The sequence below is a fragment of the Rhodococcus sp. P4_B6 genome (genome assembly GCF_056402215.1).
Genome location: NZ_JBFUHV010000014.1, coordinates 28985 through 44150 on the forward strand (window position 1 = coordinate 28985; position 15166 = coordinate 44150).

At 67.9% G+C, this 15166-nt stretch carries 14 protein-coding genes; 5 read left to right on the top strand and 9 right to left on the bottom strand.

The features are described from left to right. Positions 1-10 precede the first annotated feature (10 nt). Positions 11-934, bottom strand: a complete 924-nt coding sequence (locus tag AC1DWT_RS09410) for a hydrogen peroxide-inducible genes activator (protein ID WP_072942370.1) — start codon at positions 932-934, stop codon at positions 11-13. Positions 935-1022: 88 nt separating this feature from the next. Here AC1DWT_RS09410 and AC1DWT_RS09415 point away from each other — a divergent pair, with 88 nt between their 5' ends. Further along, positions 1023-1703, top strand: coding sequence for a PhzF family phenazine biosynthesis protein (locus AC1DWT_RS09415; protein ID WP_477920328.1), 681 nt, complete (start codon positions 1023-1025; stop codon positions 1701-1703). Here the strand turns inward: AC1DWT_RS09415 and AC1DWT_RS09420 are convergent. Continuing rightward, positions 1689-2405: a C40 family peptidase gene (locus AC1DWT_RS09420; RefSeq protein ID WP_095860683.1), complete on the bottom strand. Its 717-nt coding sequence runs from the start codon at positions 2403-2405 to the stop codon at positions 1689-1691. The two genes, AC1DWT_RS09415 and AC1DWT_RS09420, sit on opposite strands and share 15 nt — an antisense overlap. A gap of 18 nt (positions 2406-2423) precedes the next feature. Here AC1DWT_RS09420 and AC1DWT_RS09425 point away from each other — a divergent pair, with 18 nt between their 5' ends. Further along, positions 2424-2726, top strand: a complete 303-nt coding sequence (locus tag AC1DWT_RS09425) for a hypothetical protein (protein WP_072942376.1) — start codon at positions 2424-2426, stop codon at positions 2724-2726. Here the strand turns inward: AC1DWT_RS09425 and AC1DWT_RS09430 are convergent. Both AC1DWT_RS09430 and AC1DWT_RS09435 read right to left on the bottom strand, forming a co-directional pair. Then, positions 2690-3922: an aminotransferase family protein gene (locus AC1DWT_RS09430; protein WP_206016256.1), complete on the bottom strand. Its 1233-nt coding sequence runs from the start codon at positions 3920-3922 to the stop codon at positions 2690-2692. The genes AC1DWT_RS09425 and AC1DWT_RS09430 overlap by 37 nt on opposite strands. Before the next feature lie 62 nt (positions 3923-3984). Then, positions 3985-5349 carry an MFS transporter gene (locus tag AC1DWT_RS09435; RefSeq protein WP_072942379.1) on the bottom strand — a complete coding sequence of 455 codons (1365 nt, stop codon included), beginning with the start codon at positions 5347-5349 and terminating at the stop codon, positions 3985-3987. 143 nt (positions 5350-5492) lie between these two features. Between AC1DWT_RS09435 and AC1DWT_RS09440 the strand changes: the two genes are divergently transcribed. Next, the gene (locus AC1DWT_RS09440) at positions 5493-5876 is read left to right on the top strand and encodes a VOC family protein (RefSeq protein ID WP_072942381.1); all 384 of its coding nucleotides are present in this window, start codon (positions 5493-5495) and stop codon (positions 5874-5876) included. Here AC1DWT_RS09440 and AC1DWT_RS09445 read toward each other — a convergent pair. Then, positions 5838-6917 carry an alpha/beta fold hydrolase gene (locus AC1DWT_RS09445; RefSeq protein ID WP_072942461.1) on the bottom strand — a complete coding sequence of 360 codons (1080 nt, stop codon included), beginning with the start codon at positions 6915-6917 and terminating at the stop codon, positions 5838-5840. The two genes, AC1DWT_RS09440 and AC1DWT_RS09445, sit on opposite strands and share 39 nt — an antisense overlap. Positions 6918-7014: 97 nt before the next feature. Then, a complete protein-coding gene (locus tag AC1DWT_RS09450; protein WP_072942382.1) occupies positions 7015-7659 on the bottom strand; it encodes a Pr6Pr family membrane protein in 645 nt (214 codons plus the stop codon). A 70-nt stretch (positions 7660-7729) separates the two neighbouring features. Here AC1DWT_RS09450 and hrpA point away from each other — a divergent pair, with 70 nt between their 5' ends. Further along, positions 7730-11617, top strand: a complete 3888-nt coding sequence (gene hrpA / locus AC1DWT_RS09455) for an ATP-dependent RNA helicase HrpA (RefSeq protein ID WP_206015372.1) — start codon at positions 7730-7732, stop codon at positions 11615-11617. 38 nt (positions 11618-11655) lie between these two features. Here hrpA and nrdR read toward each other — a convergent pair whose 3' ends face one another. Further along, positions 11656-12120 (bottom strand): transcriptional regulator NrdR, encoded by a 465-nt coding sequence (nrdR, locus tag AC1DWT_RS09460; protein ID WP_015890458.1) that lies wholly within the window; start codon positions 12118-12120, stop codon positions 11656-11658. Between the two features lie 180 nt (positions 12121-12300). Continuing rightward, positions 12301-12798: a LysM peptidoglycan-binding domain-containing protein gene (locus tag AC1DWT_RS09465; RefSeq protein ID WP_206015371.1), complete on the bottom strand. Its 498-nt coding sequence runs from the start codon at positions 12796-12798 to the stop codon at positions 12301-12303. 344 nt (positions 12799-13142) lie between these two features. On the opposite strand from AC1DWT_RS09465, the gene lexA reads away from it, so the two are divergent. Beyond that, positions 13143-13874: a transcriptional repressor LexA gene (lexA, locus tag AC1DWT_RS09470; protein ID WP_072942388.1), complete on the top strand. Its 732-nt coding sequence runs from the start codon at positions 13143-13145 to the stop codon at positions 13872-13874. A gap of 118 nt (positions 13875-13992) precedes the next feature. Here the strand turns inward: lexA and AC1DWT_RS09475 are convergent, their stop codons facing one another. Beyond that, positions 13993-15135 carry an acyl-CoA dehydrogenase family protein gene (locus AC1DWT_RS09475; protein WP_206015370.1) on the bottom strand — a complete coding sequence of 381 codons (1143 nt, stop codon included), beginning with the start codon at positions 15133-15135 and terminating at the stop codon, positions 13993-13995. Positions 15136-15166 lie beyond the last annotated feature (31 nt).

Consider the following 15166-nt stretch of genomic DNA (forward strand, 5'->3'; position numbering starts at 1 on the left):
TCCCCGGCCGTCAGGCGGGGGTGCCCACCGGCGCCGTCTTCGTGAACAGGCGCGCGAGTTGCCCGTAGTCGTCCGCGCGGGCACTGGACGACCGGAACACGAGGCCGATCGTGCGACCGGGCGCGGGAGCGGCGAAGCGGGCCGTCGCGAGCGGACCCCGTCCGGTCTCCACCTGGACGGCGGATTCCGGCACCAGGGTCACGCCGAGTCCGCCGGCGACGCACTGCACCACCGTCGACAGCGACGTGGCGCGGGTGTCGCCCGCCACCGGATGCGCATCCACCGAACGGCACAGATCGAGGGTCTGGTCGCGCAGGCAGTGCCCCTCGTCGAGCAGCAGGAGAGGAAGCTCGTCCAGCATCGGCGGCGAGATGTCGGTGCGACCGGCCAGCGGGTGCCCCTTCGGGACGACCATCACGAAATCTTCTGTGTACAAGGGGATGTCGACGAGACCGCTGACACCGCTCGGCAGGGCCAGCACTGCGACGTCGAGTGAACCCACACGCAGCGCCTCGAGAAGTCGCGCCGTCTGGTCCTCGATGACCTGCGGCTCCAGTGCGGGCATCTCCTCGCGCAGCGCCGGCAGCAGCGCCGGCAGCACGTAGGGGGCGACGGTGGGAATGAGCCCGATCCGCAGGGGCCCGGCCAACCGGTCGCCGACACCCGCGGCCGTCGCGACGAAACCGTCCGCGGCCTCGAGGATCACCTTGGCCTGACCGAGGAGCCGCTCCCCCGCCGCGGTGACGAGGACGCGCCGGGTGCTGCGCTCGATGAGCTGCACACCGAGCCCGTTCTCCAGGGCGGCCAGCGACTGCGACAGTGTGGGTTGGCTCACACTCAATCGTGCTGCCGCCGTGCCGAAATGGCGGTACTCCGCGACTGCCACGAACGCACGCAGCTGCGACAGTGTGGGTTGATAACTCTGATCGGCCATGCCTATCAGCCTAATGCTTTCCATCGCCTCGGCCTTTTGGACGGGTTCCTGCACAATGCAGGAACGCCCGGAGCGATAGGGTGCGTCAATGCCCATCCACGTAGACGTCGTCCGGGTGTTCACCGACGACAAAGGACGCCACGGCAATCCGCTCGGCATCGTCGACTCCTCGGCCGTCCCGCCCGAGGACCGGCAGTCCGTCGCTCRCACACTCGGATACAGCGAGACGATCTTCGTCGACATCCCCGGGCCCGACGACGAGCACGCGCGCGCCCAGATCTTCACCCCCACCACCGAACTGCCCTTCGCCGGACATCCCACCGTCGGACTGTCCTGGTGGTTGCACGAGCGCGGTGCCGCGGTCACCACACTCGACGTCCCTGCGGGCCCCGTCACCACCCGGCGTTCCGGCGCGATCACCTGGGTGCGGGCCCGGCCCGAGTGGGCGCCGGAGTTCTCGCTGTACCCCATGGACAGCGTCCGCGAGGTCCAGGCCGCCGACCCGAAGAAGTTCGGGGCCGGGCACCACTACCTGTGGGCGTGGACCGACAAGGTCGAGCATTCGATCCGGTCGCGAATGTTCGCCCCCGACATGGGCATCACCGAGGACGAGGCCACCGGAGCCGCCGCCGTCCGGATCACCGCGCACCTGCGGCACGCCCTCCTGATCACCCAGGGCAAAGGGTCCGAACTGCGCACAACGTACGACCCCGCCGGCTGGATCGAGGTCGGCGGACGGGTACACCCCGAGAAGTCACGCACCCTCTGACGTCGGCCGCCTTCCCCGCCCCGCGGCGAGGTCGGCCTCGCTCAGGCTGACCTCGATCTCCCGGCCCAGCGTCACACCGGGAGCGAGCGGAAGCCGGTCGCCGCTCCAGAACTTGCCGGGGTCGTACCAGTTGGTGCGCCTGCGACCGCTGATCAGACCCATCTCCTCGTACGTCTGCGCGACCACCTCGGCGCAATAGGCGCTTTCGAGGCTCGCCGACTGCTCCCGGCGACGGCGCGACCCGGGCAGGCGCCCGCCGAACCACCGCGACGCGAGTCTCGCGGTGGACGGGAACGGCGTTCCGTCGAGCCGCGCGATCGCCCGCATCAACGCGTCCTCCTGCTGCGGCGTCGCGGGTTCGGCGAGCTGACGCAGCCATCCCCGCTGCCCGTACCGCGCACCCCACACCTGGACCGCGGCGCGCAGGTCGTGGAGTTGCACACCACGCTGGAAGCGGCCCGTCCACATGTCCTGCAACGAATGCCCGAGCTCGGCGTGCCACATCAGCGGCGGAAGGTCCTCGAGCACCACCGACATGCCGACGTGGTTGACCGGACTGTTCGTCAGCGTCTGGATGGCCCTGTCGGCCGGGGACTCTCCGCGGAAGATCCAGATGTCGCCGGTGCGGGTGACCTCGACCGCGGTGTCGAGGTCGATGGTGGAACGGTGTCGTCGTGCGTCCGTGTGCCGTGGCGCGTCCATGGGCCCTAGCCTAGAAGGATGCGACTGCATGGCAGGCAATGGTGGAAACTTCTCGGACTCGCCGGTGTGGTGGGTGTCGCCGCGACCGGGGTCGTCGCGGTCCGCGCGGATCGGCACCGCAAGGCGTACACGCCCGACGAGGTGCGGGCCCGTCTGCACGAGCGCTACACCCGCGCGTACGCCGCGCACGACGGGCAGCAGGAGATCGCGCTGGCGTCGCCGACGTGGCGGGACCGGGTCACCGGCGCCCTGCACCGCATCCGCAGGCGGGGCGCCGGCCAAGATCAGCCCAGCGCCCGGCGGAACCCGTCCGCGAGCTGAGCGACCTGATCGTCCGTCATCACGAACGACGGCGAGATCTGCATGGCGCCCTGACCGGCGGCGCGGCCCGAGATGCCGAACTCACGCAACGTGTTCACGAACGGGAGTGCCTCCGCAGGATCGGCCAACTGCACGGCCGCGACCGCACCGAGACCGCTGCGCACTTCTTCGACCCGCGGGTGGTCGGCGAGGGGCGCGAGGTGCACGTGCAACGAGGACTCGAGCCGCTTCGACTCCGCCAGCAGGTTTTCGCGCTCGATGATGTCGAGGTTGGCGAGTGCGGCCGCGGCGGCACCCGCGTGCCCACCGTAGGTGTAGCCGTGCCGCCACCACACCCCGCCGGCGAAGAACGGCTCGGCCACCCGCGGGGCGATGAACACCGCACCCATCGGGACGTACCCGGACGTGAGACCCTTCGCCGTCGTCATCATGTCGGGCTGCAGATCGAATCGCGTCGACGCGAACCACTCGCCGCCGATGCGGCCGAATCCCGTCACCACTTCGTCGACCACGAACAGGATGTCGTGCTCGCGGCAGATGTCGCGGACCTCCGCGAGGTACCCCTCCGGCGGCAGGTACACGCCGCCCGCGCCGATGACGGGTTCGCAGAAGAACGCGGCGATCGTGTCGGCACCCACCTTCTCGATCAGCTCGAGCAGGCTCTTGGCGTCGTTCCAGGCGACTGTCGCGGCGTCGGCCATCAGCTCGCCGTAGCCCTCGCGGTTGACGGGAATACCCGCCAGCGCAGTGCCCGCGACGTGCATCCCGTGGTAGGCCTTCTGACGGCCGACCACGATCGTCTTGGCCGGCTTGCCCATTTCGTGCCAGTAGCGGCGGGCGAGTTTGGCCGCCGTGTCCACCGAATCCGAGCCACCCGAGGTGAGGAAGATCTTGCTGCCCGGCACCGGCGCGATGGTGGCGAGCCGATCGGCCAGGGTCGCGGTGGTCTCGGGAACGAAGTCACCGAAGTTCGAGAAGTGCGCCATCGTCCGCAACTGCTCCGCGACGGCGTCCGCGATCTCCGCACGCCCGTGCCCGACGTTGGTGAACCACAGACCCGCAGTCGCATCGAGGTAGCGGTTGCCACGGTTGTCCCAGATGTACGCGCCCTCGCCGCGAGACACCACGAAGGCGCCCTTCCGTTCCACCGCGCCCATATCCGCGAATCCGTGCCACAGTGCCGACGCCATGCTCATCCCTTCGTGAAACCCCACCCCAGGCGACTATGCCACGGCGCCCCGGCTCGGATCCGGCCGCGTCACTTCTGCACGAGTGCGGTGGGGTGCGCTTCCGTGTCGACACCCGGTATCCCACGACCGCGGATGGACGCGCCGGCCGTCTCGGCCACGAAGTACAGCGCGACGAGACCGATCCCGCACGCGGCCATCATGTAGAACGCCGGCATCAGCGAGTTGCCCGTCCATTCGATGAGCAGTTCGTTGACCGCCGGGGCAGTGCCACCGAACAACGACGTCGACACGTTGTACGCGATGGCGAAACCCGCAAACCGCACGTGTGTCGGGAACATCGCCGGGAAGGTCGCCGAGATCGTGGACAGCTGCAGCACGTACAGCAACCCGAGAACCGCGAACGCCAGGATCGCCCATCCGAAACCCTGACGCATCAGCAGATACATCGGGACGGCGAACACGATCAATCCCACGAGTGAGCCGTACCATAACGGTTTTCGGCCCACCCGGTCCGACAACCCGCCCGCGAACGGAATGACGGCCATCATCACGAGTTGCCCCACGATGAACAACGTCAGCGATGCGGTGGACGACAGGCCGATCTGCGTTTCCAGATAGGTCGGCATGTAGCTCAGCAGGGTGTAGTTGGTGACGTTCAACGCGATGACGAGTCCGCCGAGCAGCAGCAACGGCTTCCAGTACTCGGTGATCAGGTCCTTGAACTCGTGGGTCGTCCCCGACTCCACCGCGCCTTCCGCGTCCAGTTCCCGGAAGACGGGTGTCTCCTCGAGCTTGGTCCGCAGGTAGAGGCCGATCAGGCCCATCGGCCCGGCGATCAGGAACGGGATACGCCAGCCCCAGGTGGACATGAACGGATCGCTGGAGAACAACTCCACCGCCAGAACCACGATCGCGCCGAGCGCGTACCCGCCGAGGGTGCCGAACTCGAGGAAACTTCCGCAGAAGCCGCGCTTGCGGTCCGGCGAGTACTCGGCCATGAACGTTGCCGCGCCGCCGTATTCGCCGCCGGTCGAGAAGCCCTGGATCATGCGCAGCAGCACCAGCAGCAGCGGCGCCCAGAAACCGATGACGTCGTAGCTCGGCACGAGGCCGACGCAGAACGTCGCACCCGCCATCAGGATGATCGTCAGAGCGAGGACCTGGCGACGGCCGAGCCGGTCACCCAGCGGACCCCACACGAGACCGCCGAGCGGTCGCACGACGAACGACACCGCGAACACGAGCAGCGCGTAGAGGGTGGCCGAACCGGTGTCGCCGGGGAAGAACGCGGCCGAGATGTACGACACCGTGAACGCGTACACACCGTAGTCGAACCATTCGGTGGCGTTTCCCATCGCCGACGCCGCGATCGCGCGTCGGAGAACACCTGGTGGGAGCGTTTCCTGCTCGGCTGACGCATCCGCAGATGCCATAGATCCCGCCTCCTGAGGCCGGTGTTCGCGTGCCCTCATTGTGTCCCGAGTGACACGTGTTGTCGTCGCTTTGCTGTTTACACGGACACCGAGTACCCGCCCGGGACGGTGATCAGTCGCCGATGCGCGGGTAACCGCAACCCATGACCAGCCGAATCATCGCCATTACCGTCGACTGCCGGGACTCGGAATCACTGGCACGATTCTGGTGCGAGGCCCTGGGCTACCCGTCGACCCGCCGGTGGATGGACGCATACGGCCGCGAGTACGTCGAAGCGAGCGCACCGGGGTCGACGTCACTGCTCTTCCAGCCCGTCGACGACCGGAAGTCCGGGAAGAACCGCCTGCACCTCGACATCGCACCGTCGTCCGGATCCCGCGACGACGAGGTGCGGCGGCTGCTCTCCCTCGGCGCCCACCGCCTGAGCGACGACCCGAACGTTCCCTGGGTGGTCCTCGCCGACCCGGAGGGCAACGAATTCTGCGTGTTACCGGAACGTGGGGCCGACGACGGGACGACCGCGTAGCCCCCGCCACCAGGCGGCAGGCCCGCCGTGGGCGAGCCAGTGCCGCACGTGGTCCACGTAGTCCGTGGCCACCCGCACCCACTCGCTCCAGGCACTCGGTGTGGGCAGGGTTTCGACGGAACGGATCAGGAGACGATCGATCGCGTCCGTGACCAGCTGCGCCCGCTCCAGCTGCACCATGTGTCCCGCACCGGGCACCTTCACCAGTTCCGCGTCCGGCAGATGCCCGGCGATGGCCTTCGAATACCGGAACGGGGTCAGCAGGTCGCGGTCGCCGCACACGACGAGCGTCTCGATCGGTGCCAGCAACGGCACCGCCGCCGTCTCGTCGTGGTTCTTGAACGACGGCAGGAAGTCGACGAGCGTCTTGAGCGAGGTGTCGTTGATCATCTGCTCGGAGTGCCACATGATCGCCGGGCTGATGCTGCGGTCACCGAACGACGCCGACCTCAGGATCGGCGCCAGCACCCGCTTGCTCGCGCCGCGACCGCTCTGGACCACCCGGGGCAGGTGACGGGCCGCGGTGCTGAAACCGGCGACGACGGGCGTGTTGAGGGTGCGCGCGAGCCCCACGTCACCCAGCTTCTCCGCCGCGGTGGCGATCAGCCCCACCCCGACGATGCGAGATCCGATCAGATCGGGATTCCGGCCGACGTACGAGAGGACGGCCATGCCGCCCATCGAGTGGCCGACCAGCACGATCGGCCCCTCCGGCACCAGCGCCCGGATCACGGCGTCGACGTCCTGCGCGAGATGCGGGATCGTGCACGTGTCCCGCCGCGGCACCCCGGAGTTGCCGTGGCCGCGCAGATCGAAGAACACCATGCGGATCGTCGAGCCCCACGTCTCCTCGAGCTGAACCCGCTGGAAGTGCCAGCCGGTCATCCGGTTGCAGAACCCATGGACGAACACCACGGTCAGCGGGGCGAACGCTGGACCCACCTCGCGCACCGCGAGGGGGACCCCGTCGTCGGCGGCGACGACACTGCCGCGGTCGCGGGTGAGCAGGTCGAAGGTCTCCCCTGCGAACTCGTCGAACATAGTCTCCCAGCCGTTGCCGAAGTCACGGATGATCGCGTGGACGCCTGTCGTGTGGAGGATAGCGCGGCCCGCGAATCGGCTGCGCGAGGCTTCGCCGCTACCGGTCCTCGCCGTACCGGCGGCGCGCACCGAGACGGCCCACCGCGTTCACGGCGAGCGCCATCAACGCCATGGCCAGCAGCAACACGACCGCGGTGACGGCCAGCTGGACGTACCCCTGGTTCCGGGGGTCCAGGAACGGATACGGGTACCAGTCGACGATCGGGCCGCGGATCAGGGAGTACGCGCCGTACACGGCCGGGAAGATCAGCCAGCCGAGGCTCTGGGCGTCGGAGATCCGCACCCGGGACGGGGCGAGCACCCAGTCGAGCAGCAGGACGAGCGGCAGCAGCCGGTGCAGGGCCGTGTTGATCCAGCCGTCCTGCAGCATGACGTCGATGTTCGCCAGCAGCACCGCATACACGATTCCGGTGATGACCATGTACAGCGTCGTCGCACCGCGGAACAGCTGCCAGCGCCGCGACTGCGGATCCCGGATCGCGCCGATCAGCAGGACGACGACAGCGAGGATGTTGCTCTCGATGGTGAAATAGCTGAGGTAGTCGGCCGTCGAGAAGTCGTCGCTGCCGACGTTGCGGAGCGGAATCCACAGCAACGCGACCAGCCCGTAGGCGGCGAACCCCGCCCGCAGAACCCGAACGATCCCCTGACCTCGCAGCTCCGTGACGACGGCGGCGTCCATCCGCCGATATTCGCACACGGGCGGGCGCGGCACAGGGCGATCCACCGGGTTGGCTAGGCTGGGGTCCAGCATGTCCACCACAGCACCCAGCCGGCAGGAACTGAAGAACAGCCTCGGCGAACTCACTCTGCGCGACGAACACCGGCTCCGCCGGCGACTCGACCGTGCCCGCACGCCCGACGCCCTCGCCTCCCTGTCCGACGAGATCGACGCCGCGCGCGGCCGCGTCACCCGAAGACTCGACAGCGTCCCCGCCATCGAGTACCCTGACGCACTGCCGGTGAGCCGGCGCCGCGACGACATCGCGAAGGCGATCGCCGAGAATCAGGTCGTCATCGTGGCCGGTGAGACGGGATCCGGCAAGACGACGCAGATCCCGAAGATCTGCCTCGAACTCGGCCGCGGCGTCCGCGGTCTCATCGGACACACCCAGCCCCGCCGTCTGGCGGCGCGGACGGTCGCCGAGCGCATCGCCGAGGAACTCCACAGCGAACTCGGTGAGACCGTCGGCTACACCGTGCGATTCACCGACCAGGTGTCGGACGGCACGCTGGTGAAGCTGATGACCGACGGAATCCTGCTCGCCGAGATCCAGCGCGACCGGATGCTTCGCCGGTACGACACCCTCATCATCGACGAGGCGCACGAACGCAGCCTCAACATCGACTTCATCCTCGGATACCTGCGCCAGCTCCTCCCCCGCAGGCCCGATCTGAAAGTGATCATCACGTCGGCGACGATCGACCCGGAACGCTTCGCGGAACACTTCGCCGCCGACGGCGTGCCCGCGCCGATCGTCGAGGTGTCCGGGCGCACGTTCCCCGTCGAGATGCGGTACCGCCCGCTCACGGTGGAAGTCGGCGAGCAGACATTCGACCGCGACCCCGTCGACGCGGTGTGCGAGGCCGTCGAAGAGCTCTCCGGCGAGGGCGACGGCGACATCCTCGTCTTCCTCTCCGGCGAACGGGAGATCCGCGACACCGCCGACGCCCTCCGCGACCGCAGACTGCGCGGCACCGAGATCGTGCCTCTGTACGCGCGACTGTCGGCAGCGGAGCAGCACAAGGTGTTCACCCCCCACACCGGGCGGCGGGTCGTGCTGTCGACGAACGTCGCCGAAACGTCGCTCACCGTGCCCGGCATCCGGTACGTCGTCGACCCGGGCACCGCCCGCATCTCCCGCTACTCGGTGCGCACCAAGGTGCAACGCCTGCCGATCGAACCTATCTCGCAGGCCTCCGCCCGCCAGCGTTCCGGTCGTTGCGGCCGTGTCGCCGAAGGCATCTGCATCCGCCTCTACTCCGAGGAGGACTTCGAGTCGAGGCCCGCGTTCACCGAGCCGGAGATCCTGCGCACCAACCTCGCGTCCGTCATCCTGCAGATGACGGCGCTCGGACTCGGCGACGTCGCCGCGTTCCCGTTCGTGCAGCCGCCGGACCCGCGGGCCGTCCGCGACGGCATCGGCCTGCTCGAGGAACTCGGCGCGATCGAACGGAAAGCCCAGAACGAGCAGCCCGTCCTCACCCCGGTCGGACGGGAACTCGCGCAGATCCCCGTCGATCCGCGCATGGCCCGGATGCTCGTCGAGGCGCACCGCAACGGCTGCCTGTCCGAGGTGCTCGTCATCGTCGCCGCACTCTCCATCCAGGACGTGCGCGAACGTCCCGCCGAGTTCCAGCAGGCGGCCGACGAGAAGCACGCCCGGTTCGCCGTGGAGAATTCCGACTTCCTCGCCTTCCTCGAACTGTGGAAGTACCTGCGCGAGCAGCGGAACGAGTTGTCGTCCAACCAGTTCCGCAAGATGTGCCGAAACGAGTTCCTGCACTGGCTGCGCATCCGCGAATGGCAGGACCTGCACGGTCAACTCCGCCAGATCACCCGGGGACTCGGCTGGGAGACCACCGGCGCCCCGGCAGGCGAGGCGGCCATCCACCAGTCGCTCCTCGCCGGTCTGCTGTCACACATCGGGCTGCGCGAGGGTGACAAACGGGACTTCCTCGGGGCACGCGGAAGCCGATTCGCGGTCTTCCCCGGCTCGAGCCTGTTCAAGAAGCCACCGCGATGGGTGATGGCCGCCGAACTGGTCGAGACGTCCCGGCTGTGGGCGCGGATGTCGGCCAGGATCGAACCCGAATGGGCCGAGAAGCTGGCGCCGCACCTCGTGAAACGCACCTACTCCGAACCGCACTGGTCGTCGAAACGCGGCGCCGCCATGGCCTACGAACGCGTGACGCTGTACGGGATCCCCCTCGTCGCCGGCCGTGCGGTCACCTACAGCACCATCGACCCCGAGACGTCCCGGGACCTGTTCATCCGCCATGCCCTGGTGCAGGGCGAATGGCAGACCCAGCACAAGTTCTTCCACGCCAACCGCGCACTCCTGGAAGACGTCGAGGAACTCGAGCACCGCGCCCGCAGGCGCGACATCCTCGTCGACGACGACACGCTCTACGACTTCTACGACCAGCGCGTCGGCCCGGAGGCGGTCTCCGCCCGGCATTTCGACTCCTGGTGGAAAGTCGCCCGCCGCAAGAATCCGGACCTGCTCACGTTCACCCAGTCGACGGTCGTCAACGCCGATTCGGCCGCGGTACTCGGCGGCGAATACCCCGACGCCTGGCGTCAGGGCGACATGCAGGTCCCGCTCACCTACCAGTTCGAACCCGGCAACGAAGACGACGGCGTCACCGCCCGCATCCCGATCGCCCTGCTCGCGGGGCTGCGCGCCGTCGGCTTCGACTGGCTGGTCCCCGGCATGCGTGTCGAACTCGTCACCGCACTGATCAAGACGCTCCCGAAGACCCTTCGCCGACAGGTGGTTCCGGCACCCGACTTCGCTGCCGCCGCACTGGCCGCGGTGAAACCGCGCTCCGAACCGCTCACCGCGGCGATGGCACGCGAACTGTCGCGGCTCGGTGCCTGCCGCATCGACCCCAAGGATTTCGACGTCACCGCCCTCCCCGACCACCTGCGCATGACGTTCGTCGCCGTGGACGAGAAAGGTGCCGTCCTCGGGCGGCACAAGGACCTCGTGTCGCTGCGCAAGTCGCTCGCACCCCGCGTCCAGGTGGAAGTGGCGAAGGCGGCGTCGAACTCGGAGCGGCCCCCCGCACTCACGTGGACCCCCGCGACCCTCGGTTCCCTCGAGGCCACCGTCACGCGCGAACTCGGCGGTCAGAAGGTCACCGGCTACCCCGCGCTGGTCCCGGAGGGTGACGGTGTCGCCGTCCGCGTCCTCAGCACCGCCGCCGCCCAGCGAGCCGCGATGCGCGACGGAACGCGACGACTGCTACTGGCCGCCGTTCCCACCCAGGCGAAGACGGTGACATCCGGTCTGGGCAACGCGCAGCGGCTGGCGCTCGGGCAGAACCCCGACGGCAGCCTCGACGCCCTGATCGACGACTGCCGCACCGCCGCCGCGAATCAGTTGATCGCCGCACACGGCACCCCGGTACGCACGCCGCAGGAATTCGACGCCCTCGTCGCGAAGGCACGCGCGGAGATGGCCCGGAACGTGGCGGTACTCGTGCGACTCGTGTCGCCGGTGCTCGAAGCGGACCACCGGCTCGCCGTCGTGCTGGAACGCGCCACCGGCGAGGCCGCCGACGACGTGCGGGAACAACGGCAGTCGCTGCTGTTTCCCGGATTCGTCGCCGACATCGGCGCCACCCGCCTCCGCGAACTGCCCCGCTACCTCGCTGCCGCGGTCGCACGACTGGAAGCCCTGCCCGGGAGCGCACCGCGCGACCAGAAGGGGATGGATGCCCTCGACCGGGTGTACGCCGGATACGAACGGATGCTCGCCGGCCTGCCGGAAGAACGGCAGCACTCACCCGAGGTCGACGCGATTCACTGGATGATCGAGGAACTGCGCGTCAGCCTGTTCGCTCAAACACTCGGAACCCCGGTCCCGGTCTCCGAGAAGCGGGTACTGAGCGCCATGCAGAAGGTGCGCTGACGCGCAGGGCAATGCAAGAAATGCGCGGACGCGCAGGCTCAGGCGTCGTCGCGGGATTCGCGGTGTTCGCGTAGCTCTTTGATCTCGCGCGCGAAGTCCTCTGCTGAGCTGAACGACCGGTACACGGACGCGAACCGCAGGTACGCAACCTCGTCGAGGTCACGAAGGGGACCGAGGATGGCGAGGCCCACCTCGTTGCTCGGGATCTCCGCGGAACCCGATGCGCGGACCGCGTCCTCGACCTGCTGGGCAAGGAGATTCAGTGCGTCATTGTCGACCTGCCGGCCCTGGCAGGCACGGCGGACACCCCGCACCACCTTCTCCCGGCTGAACGGTTCGGTGACCCCACTGCGCTTGACCACCGACAGGACGGCGGTCTCGACGGTGGTGAACCGTCGACCACACTCCGGGCACGAACGGCGGCGGCGGATGGCCTGTCCCTCGTCGGCTTCGCGCGAATCGACCACACGTGAATCGGGGTGCCGGCAGAACGGGCAGTGCATGGCGATTCCTTCGTCGTAGCCGTCGTGGCCGCAACTGTTCGCCTCCCCCGATGGCGAACCGACGAAAACGGATTCACGCAGCGGATGCACGATCTCGACGCGACCACACGCGGTGGTGGGACTGACAGCCTCCGAGACTACTCGGCCGCCCGGCGGGACAGTCATGCAGAGCCACCCCCGTCACCGGGTCGCGGAAGACGGGACGATCAGACTCTGGCCCGGATGCAACGCCGAATTGGACATGGCATTGAGCTCCATGATCCGCTCGACCACCTGTGCTACCGGCATTTCCGGCGCGATCCGCGCAGCGACCGCGGCCAGGCTCTCGCCCTGCTGCACCTGCACGACCTCCGTGGCCGCCGAATTGCTCACACTGCCGCCGGTGGCCAGCTGCGCCACCCCGGCGAGCCCGCACAACACACCGGCGGTGATCACGACACCGGCGAGCACCGTCCGCCAGCCGACATCGTTCGCCCCGCGTTCGTGGTCGGCGCGGGAGACGCCGGTGTGGGTGGGCCGGTACGCGACGGCGCCGGACGACGGACGTCGCAACTCCCCGTCGGTGCGCCGGCGACACGGTTCGGTGCGGTACGACCGTGCGGCGCCGGAACGGACGACACCCCGCTCGAGTGCCTGCCGGTTCAGCACTGCCTGCCGATGGAGAACTGCGTTGCTCATCGGTACCTCCGCTGCTCGTATCCATGTCGGACTCTTGATGCCGGACTCTTGATGCCGGGCTCTTGATGTCGAGAACTGCTGTCGAAAACTGAGGTCGAGAACCGTTGCCGTACCCGCTGCCGAACCGGTGGGTACCAGATCCGGACCGGTGTTCGATCACGCGTTCGAAAGAACACATGTTCGATTTCTACCACGGCCCTCCGACAAAGTCTCTACTTCTCGCGACACATGTCGAACAGATGTTTGAAACTCCGAGGAAAGCGGGATAGATTCGTGTCACGCGGCACAGCAGTCACATGCGACCCATACCGAGAAGATCGACACACAGACGGAGGCACCTCGCCATGAAGGACGACAGCTCGACCGACGGTTCGACTCCACGTGTGAGCGGTGGCTCCGCCGCCGGGTTGACCGACCGGCAGCGCCGCGTCCTCGAGGTGATCCGCACGTCCGTCAACGAGCGCGGTTACCCGCCGAGCATCCGCGAGATCGGCGACGCCGTGGGGCTCACCTCCACGTCGTCCGTCGCCCATCAGCTGCGGACGCTGGAGCGGAAGGGTTTCCTCCGCCGGGATCCGAACCGTCCGCGCGCCGTCGACGTGCGCGGTCTCGACGAGGTCGCGGCGGGCGTCGCCGCGAACGCCGGGACCACTGTCGAGTTGGCAGCGGTCAAGTCCGGTACCGACGGCACACCCCTGCCGGAGCCCACGTTCGTCCCGGTCCTCGGCCGGATCGCCGCCGGTGGCCCGATTCTCGCCGAGGAAGCCGTCGAAGACGTCTTCCCGCTCCCCCGTGAACTCGTGGGCCAGGGTTCGCTGTTCCTGCTCAAGGTCGTCGGCGAATCGATGATCGACGCCGCGATCTGCGACGGCGACTGGGTGGTGGTCCGGCAGCAGAACGTGGCGGACAACGGGGACATCGTGGCAGCGATGATCGACGGCGAAGCCACCGTCAAGACGTTCAAGCGCACCGACAACGAGGTGTGGCTGATGCCGCACAACCCGCTGTTCGATCCGATCCCCGGCAACGATGCGGCCATTCTGGGCAAGGTCGTCACCGTCATGCGCAAGATCTAGTCACTGCCGGCGGCAGACACGAGTGGGGCCCCACGGCGATCGCCGTGGAGCCCCACTCGCATCCACCCCGGTACGGCCGGAGGCCGGAGTTCGTTGCAGATACGCAGGTCGTGCCTCGTCAGAGATTGAGTCCGCGACCGATGATTTCCTTCATGATCTCGGTGGTCCCGCCATAGATGGTCTGGACACGAGAATCCATGTACGCCTTCGCGATCGGATACTCCTTCATGTACCCGTAGCCGCCGTGCAGCTGCAGACACCGGTCGATCAGCCGGACCTGCGCCTCGGTGGTCCACCACTTGGCCATCGCCGCTTCCTGCACCGACAGCTTCTCGTCGTTGAGCAGTTCGATGAACTTGTCGACGAGGACCCGGACGGCCGTCGTCTCCGTGGCGAGTTCGGCGAGTACGAAGCGCGTGTTCTGGAAGCTGCCGATCGACTTTCCGAAGGCCTTCCGGTCGCGGCAGTACTGGATCGTCATGTCCAGCGCCGATTCCATTGCGGCGGCGGCCACCACGGCGATCGACAACCGCTCCTGCGGGAGGTTCTTCATCAGGTAGAGGAAGCCCATGCCTTCCTCACCGAGGAGGTTGGTGGCGGGGACGCGTACGTCGGTGAAGCTCAACTCCGCGGTGTCCTGTGCCTTCATCCCGATCTTGTCGAGGTTGCGGCCGCGTTCGAAGCCCGGCATGTCCCGTTCGACCACCAGGAGGCTGAATCCCTGCGCTCCCTTGTCGGGATCGGTACATGCGACGACGATCACGAGGTCGGCGTTGATGCCGTTGGTGATGAAGGTCTTGGAACCGTTGAGAACCCAGTCGTTGCCGTCGCGTACGGCGCGCGTCTTGATGCCCTGCAGGTCGCTGCCGGTCCCCGGTTCGGTCATCGCGATCGCCGTGATCAGCTCACCCGACGCGAAGCCGGGCAGCCACCGCCGCTTCTGCTCGTCGTTGCTCAGTTCGAGCAGGTACGGTGCGACGACGTCGTTGTGCAGGGTGAAGCCGATGCCGCTGTACCCGCCACGTGTCGTCTCCTCGGTGATGATCGCGTTGTACCGGAAGTCGCGCACGCCGCCGCCGCCGAATTCCTCCGGCACGGCCATGCCGAGGAAGCCCTGCTTTCCGGCCTCCACCCACAGGCTGCGGTCGACGATGTTCTGCTCTTCCCACTTGGCGTGGTTCGGCTCGGCGTGCTGTGCGAGAAACTTGCGGTACGACTCCCGGAACAGTTCGTGCTCCGGTTCGAACAGGGTGCGCTCCACGCCGACTCCTCGTATCAACTGTCTGTTACGT

Coding starts and splice junctions, on each gene's coding strand:
- AC1DWT_RS09465 (WP_206015371.1), bottom strand. CDS start 12,798: ATGAGCAACGCAGTTCTCCATCGGCAGGCAGTGCTGAACCGGCAGGCA.
- lexA (WP_072942388.1), top strand. CDS start 13,143: ATGAAGGACGACAGCTCGACCGACGGTTCGACTCCACGTGTGAGCGGT.
- AC1DWT_RS09430 (WP_206016256.1), bottom strand. CDS start 3,922: ATGAGCATGGCGTCGGCACTGTGGCACGGATTCGCGGATATGGGCGCG.
- AC1DWT_RS09440 (WP_072942381.1), top strand. CDS start 5,493: ATGACCAGCCGAATCATCGCCATTACCGTCGACTGCCGGGACTCGGAA.
- AC1DWT_RS09445 (WP_072942461.1), bottom strand. CDS start 6,917: ATGTTCGACGAGTTCGCAGGGGAGACCTTCGACCTGCTCACCCGCGAC.
- nrdR (WP_015890458.1), bottom strand. CDS start 12,120: ATGCACTGCCCGTTCTGCCGGCACCCCGATTCACGTGTGGTCGATTCG.
- AC1DWT_RS09425 (WP_072942376.1), top strand. CDS start 2,424: ATGCGACTGCATGGCAGGCAATGGTGGAAACTTCTCGGACTCGCCGGT.
- AC1DWT_RS09435 (WP_072942379.1), bottom strand. CDS start 5,349: ATGGCATCTGCGGATGCGTCAGCCGAGCAGGAAACGCTCCCACCAGGT.
- AC1DWT_RS09420 (WP_095860683.1), bottom strand. CDS start 2,405: ATGGACGCGCCACGGCACACGGACGCACGACGACACCGTTCCACCATC.
- hrpA (WP_206015372.1), top strand. CDS start 7,730: ATGTCCACCACAGCACCCAGCCGGCAGGAACTGAAGAACAGCCTCGGC.
- AC1DWT_RS09450 (WP_072942382.1), bottom strand. CDS start 7,659: ATGGACGCCGCCGTCGTCACGGAGCTGCGAGGTCAGGGGATCGTTCGG.
- AC1DWT_RS09410 (WP_072942370.1), bottom strand. CDS start 934: ATGGCCGATCAGAGTTATCAACCCACACTGTCGCAGCTGCGTGCGTTC.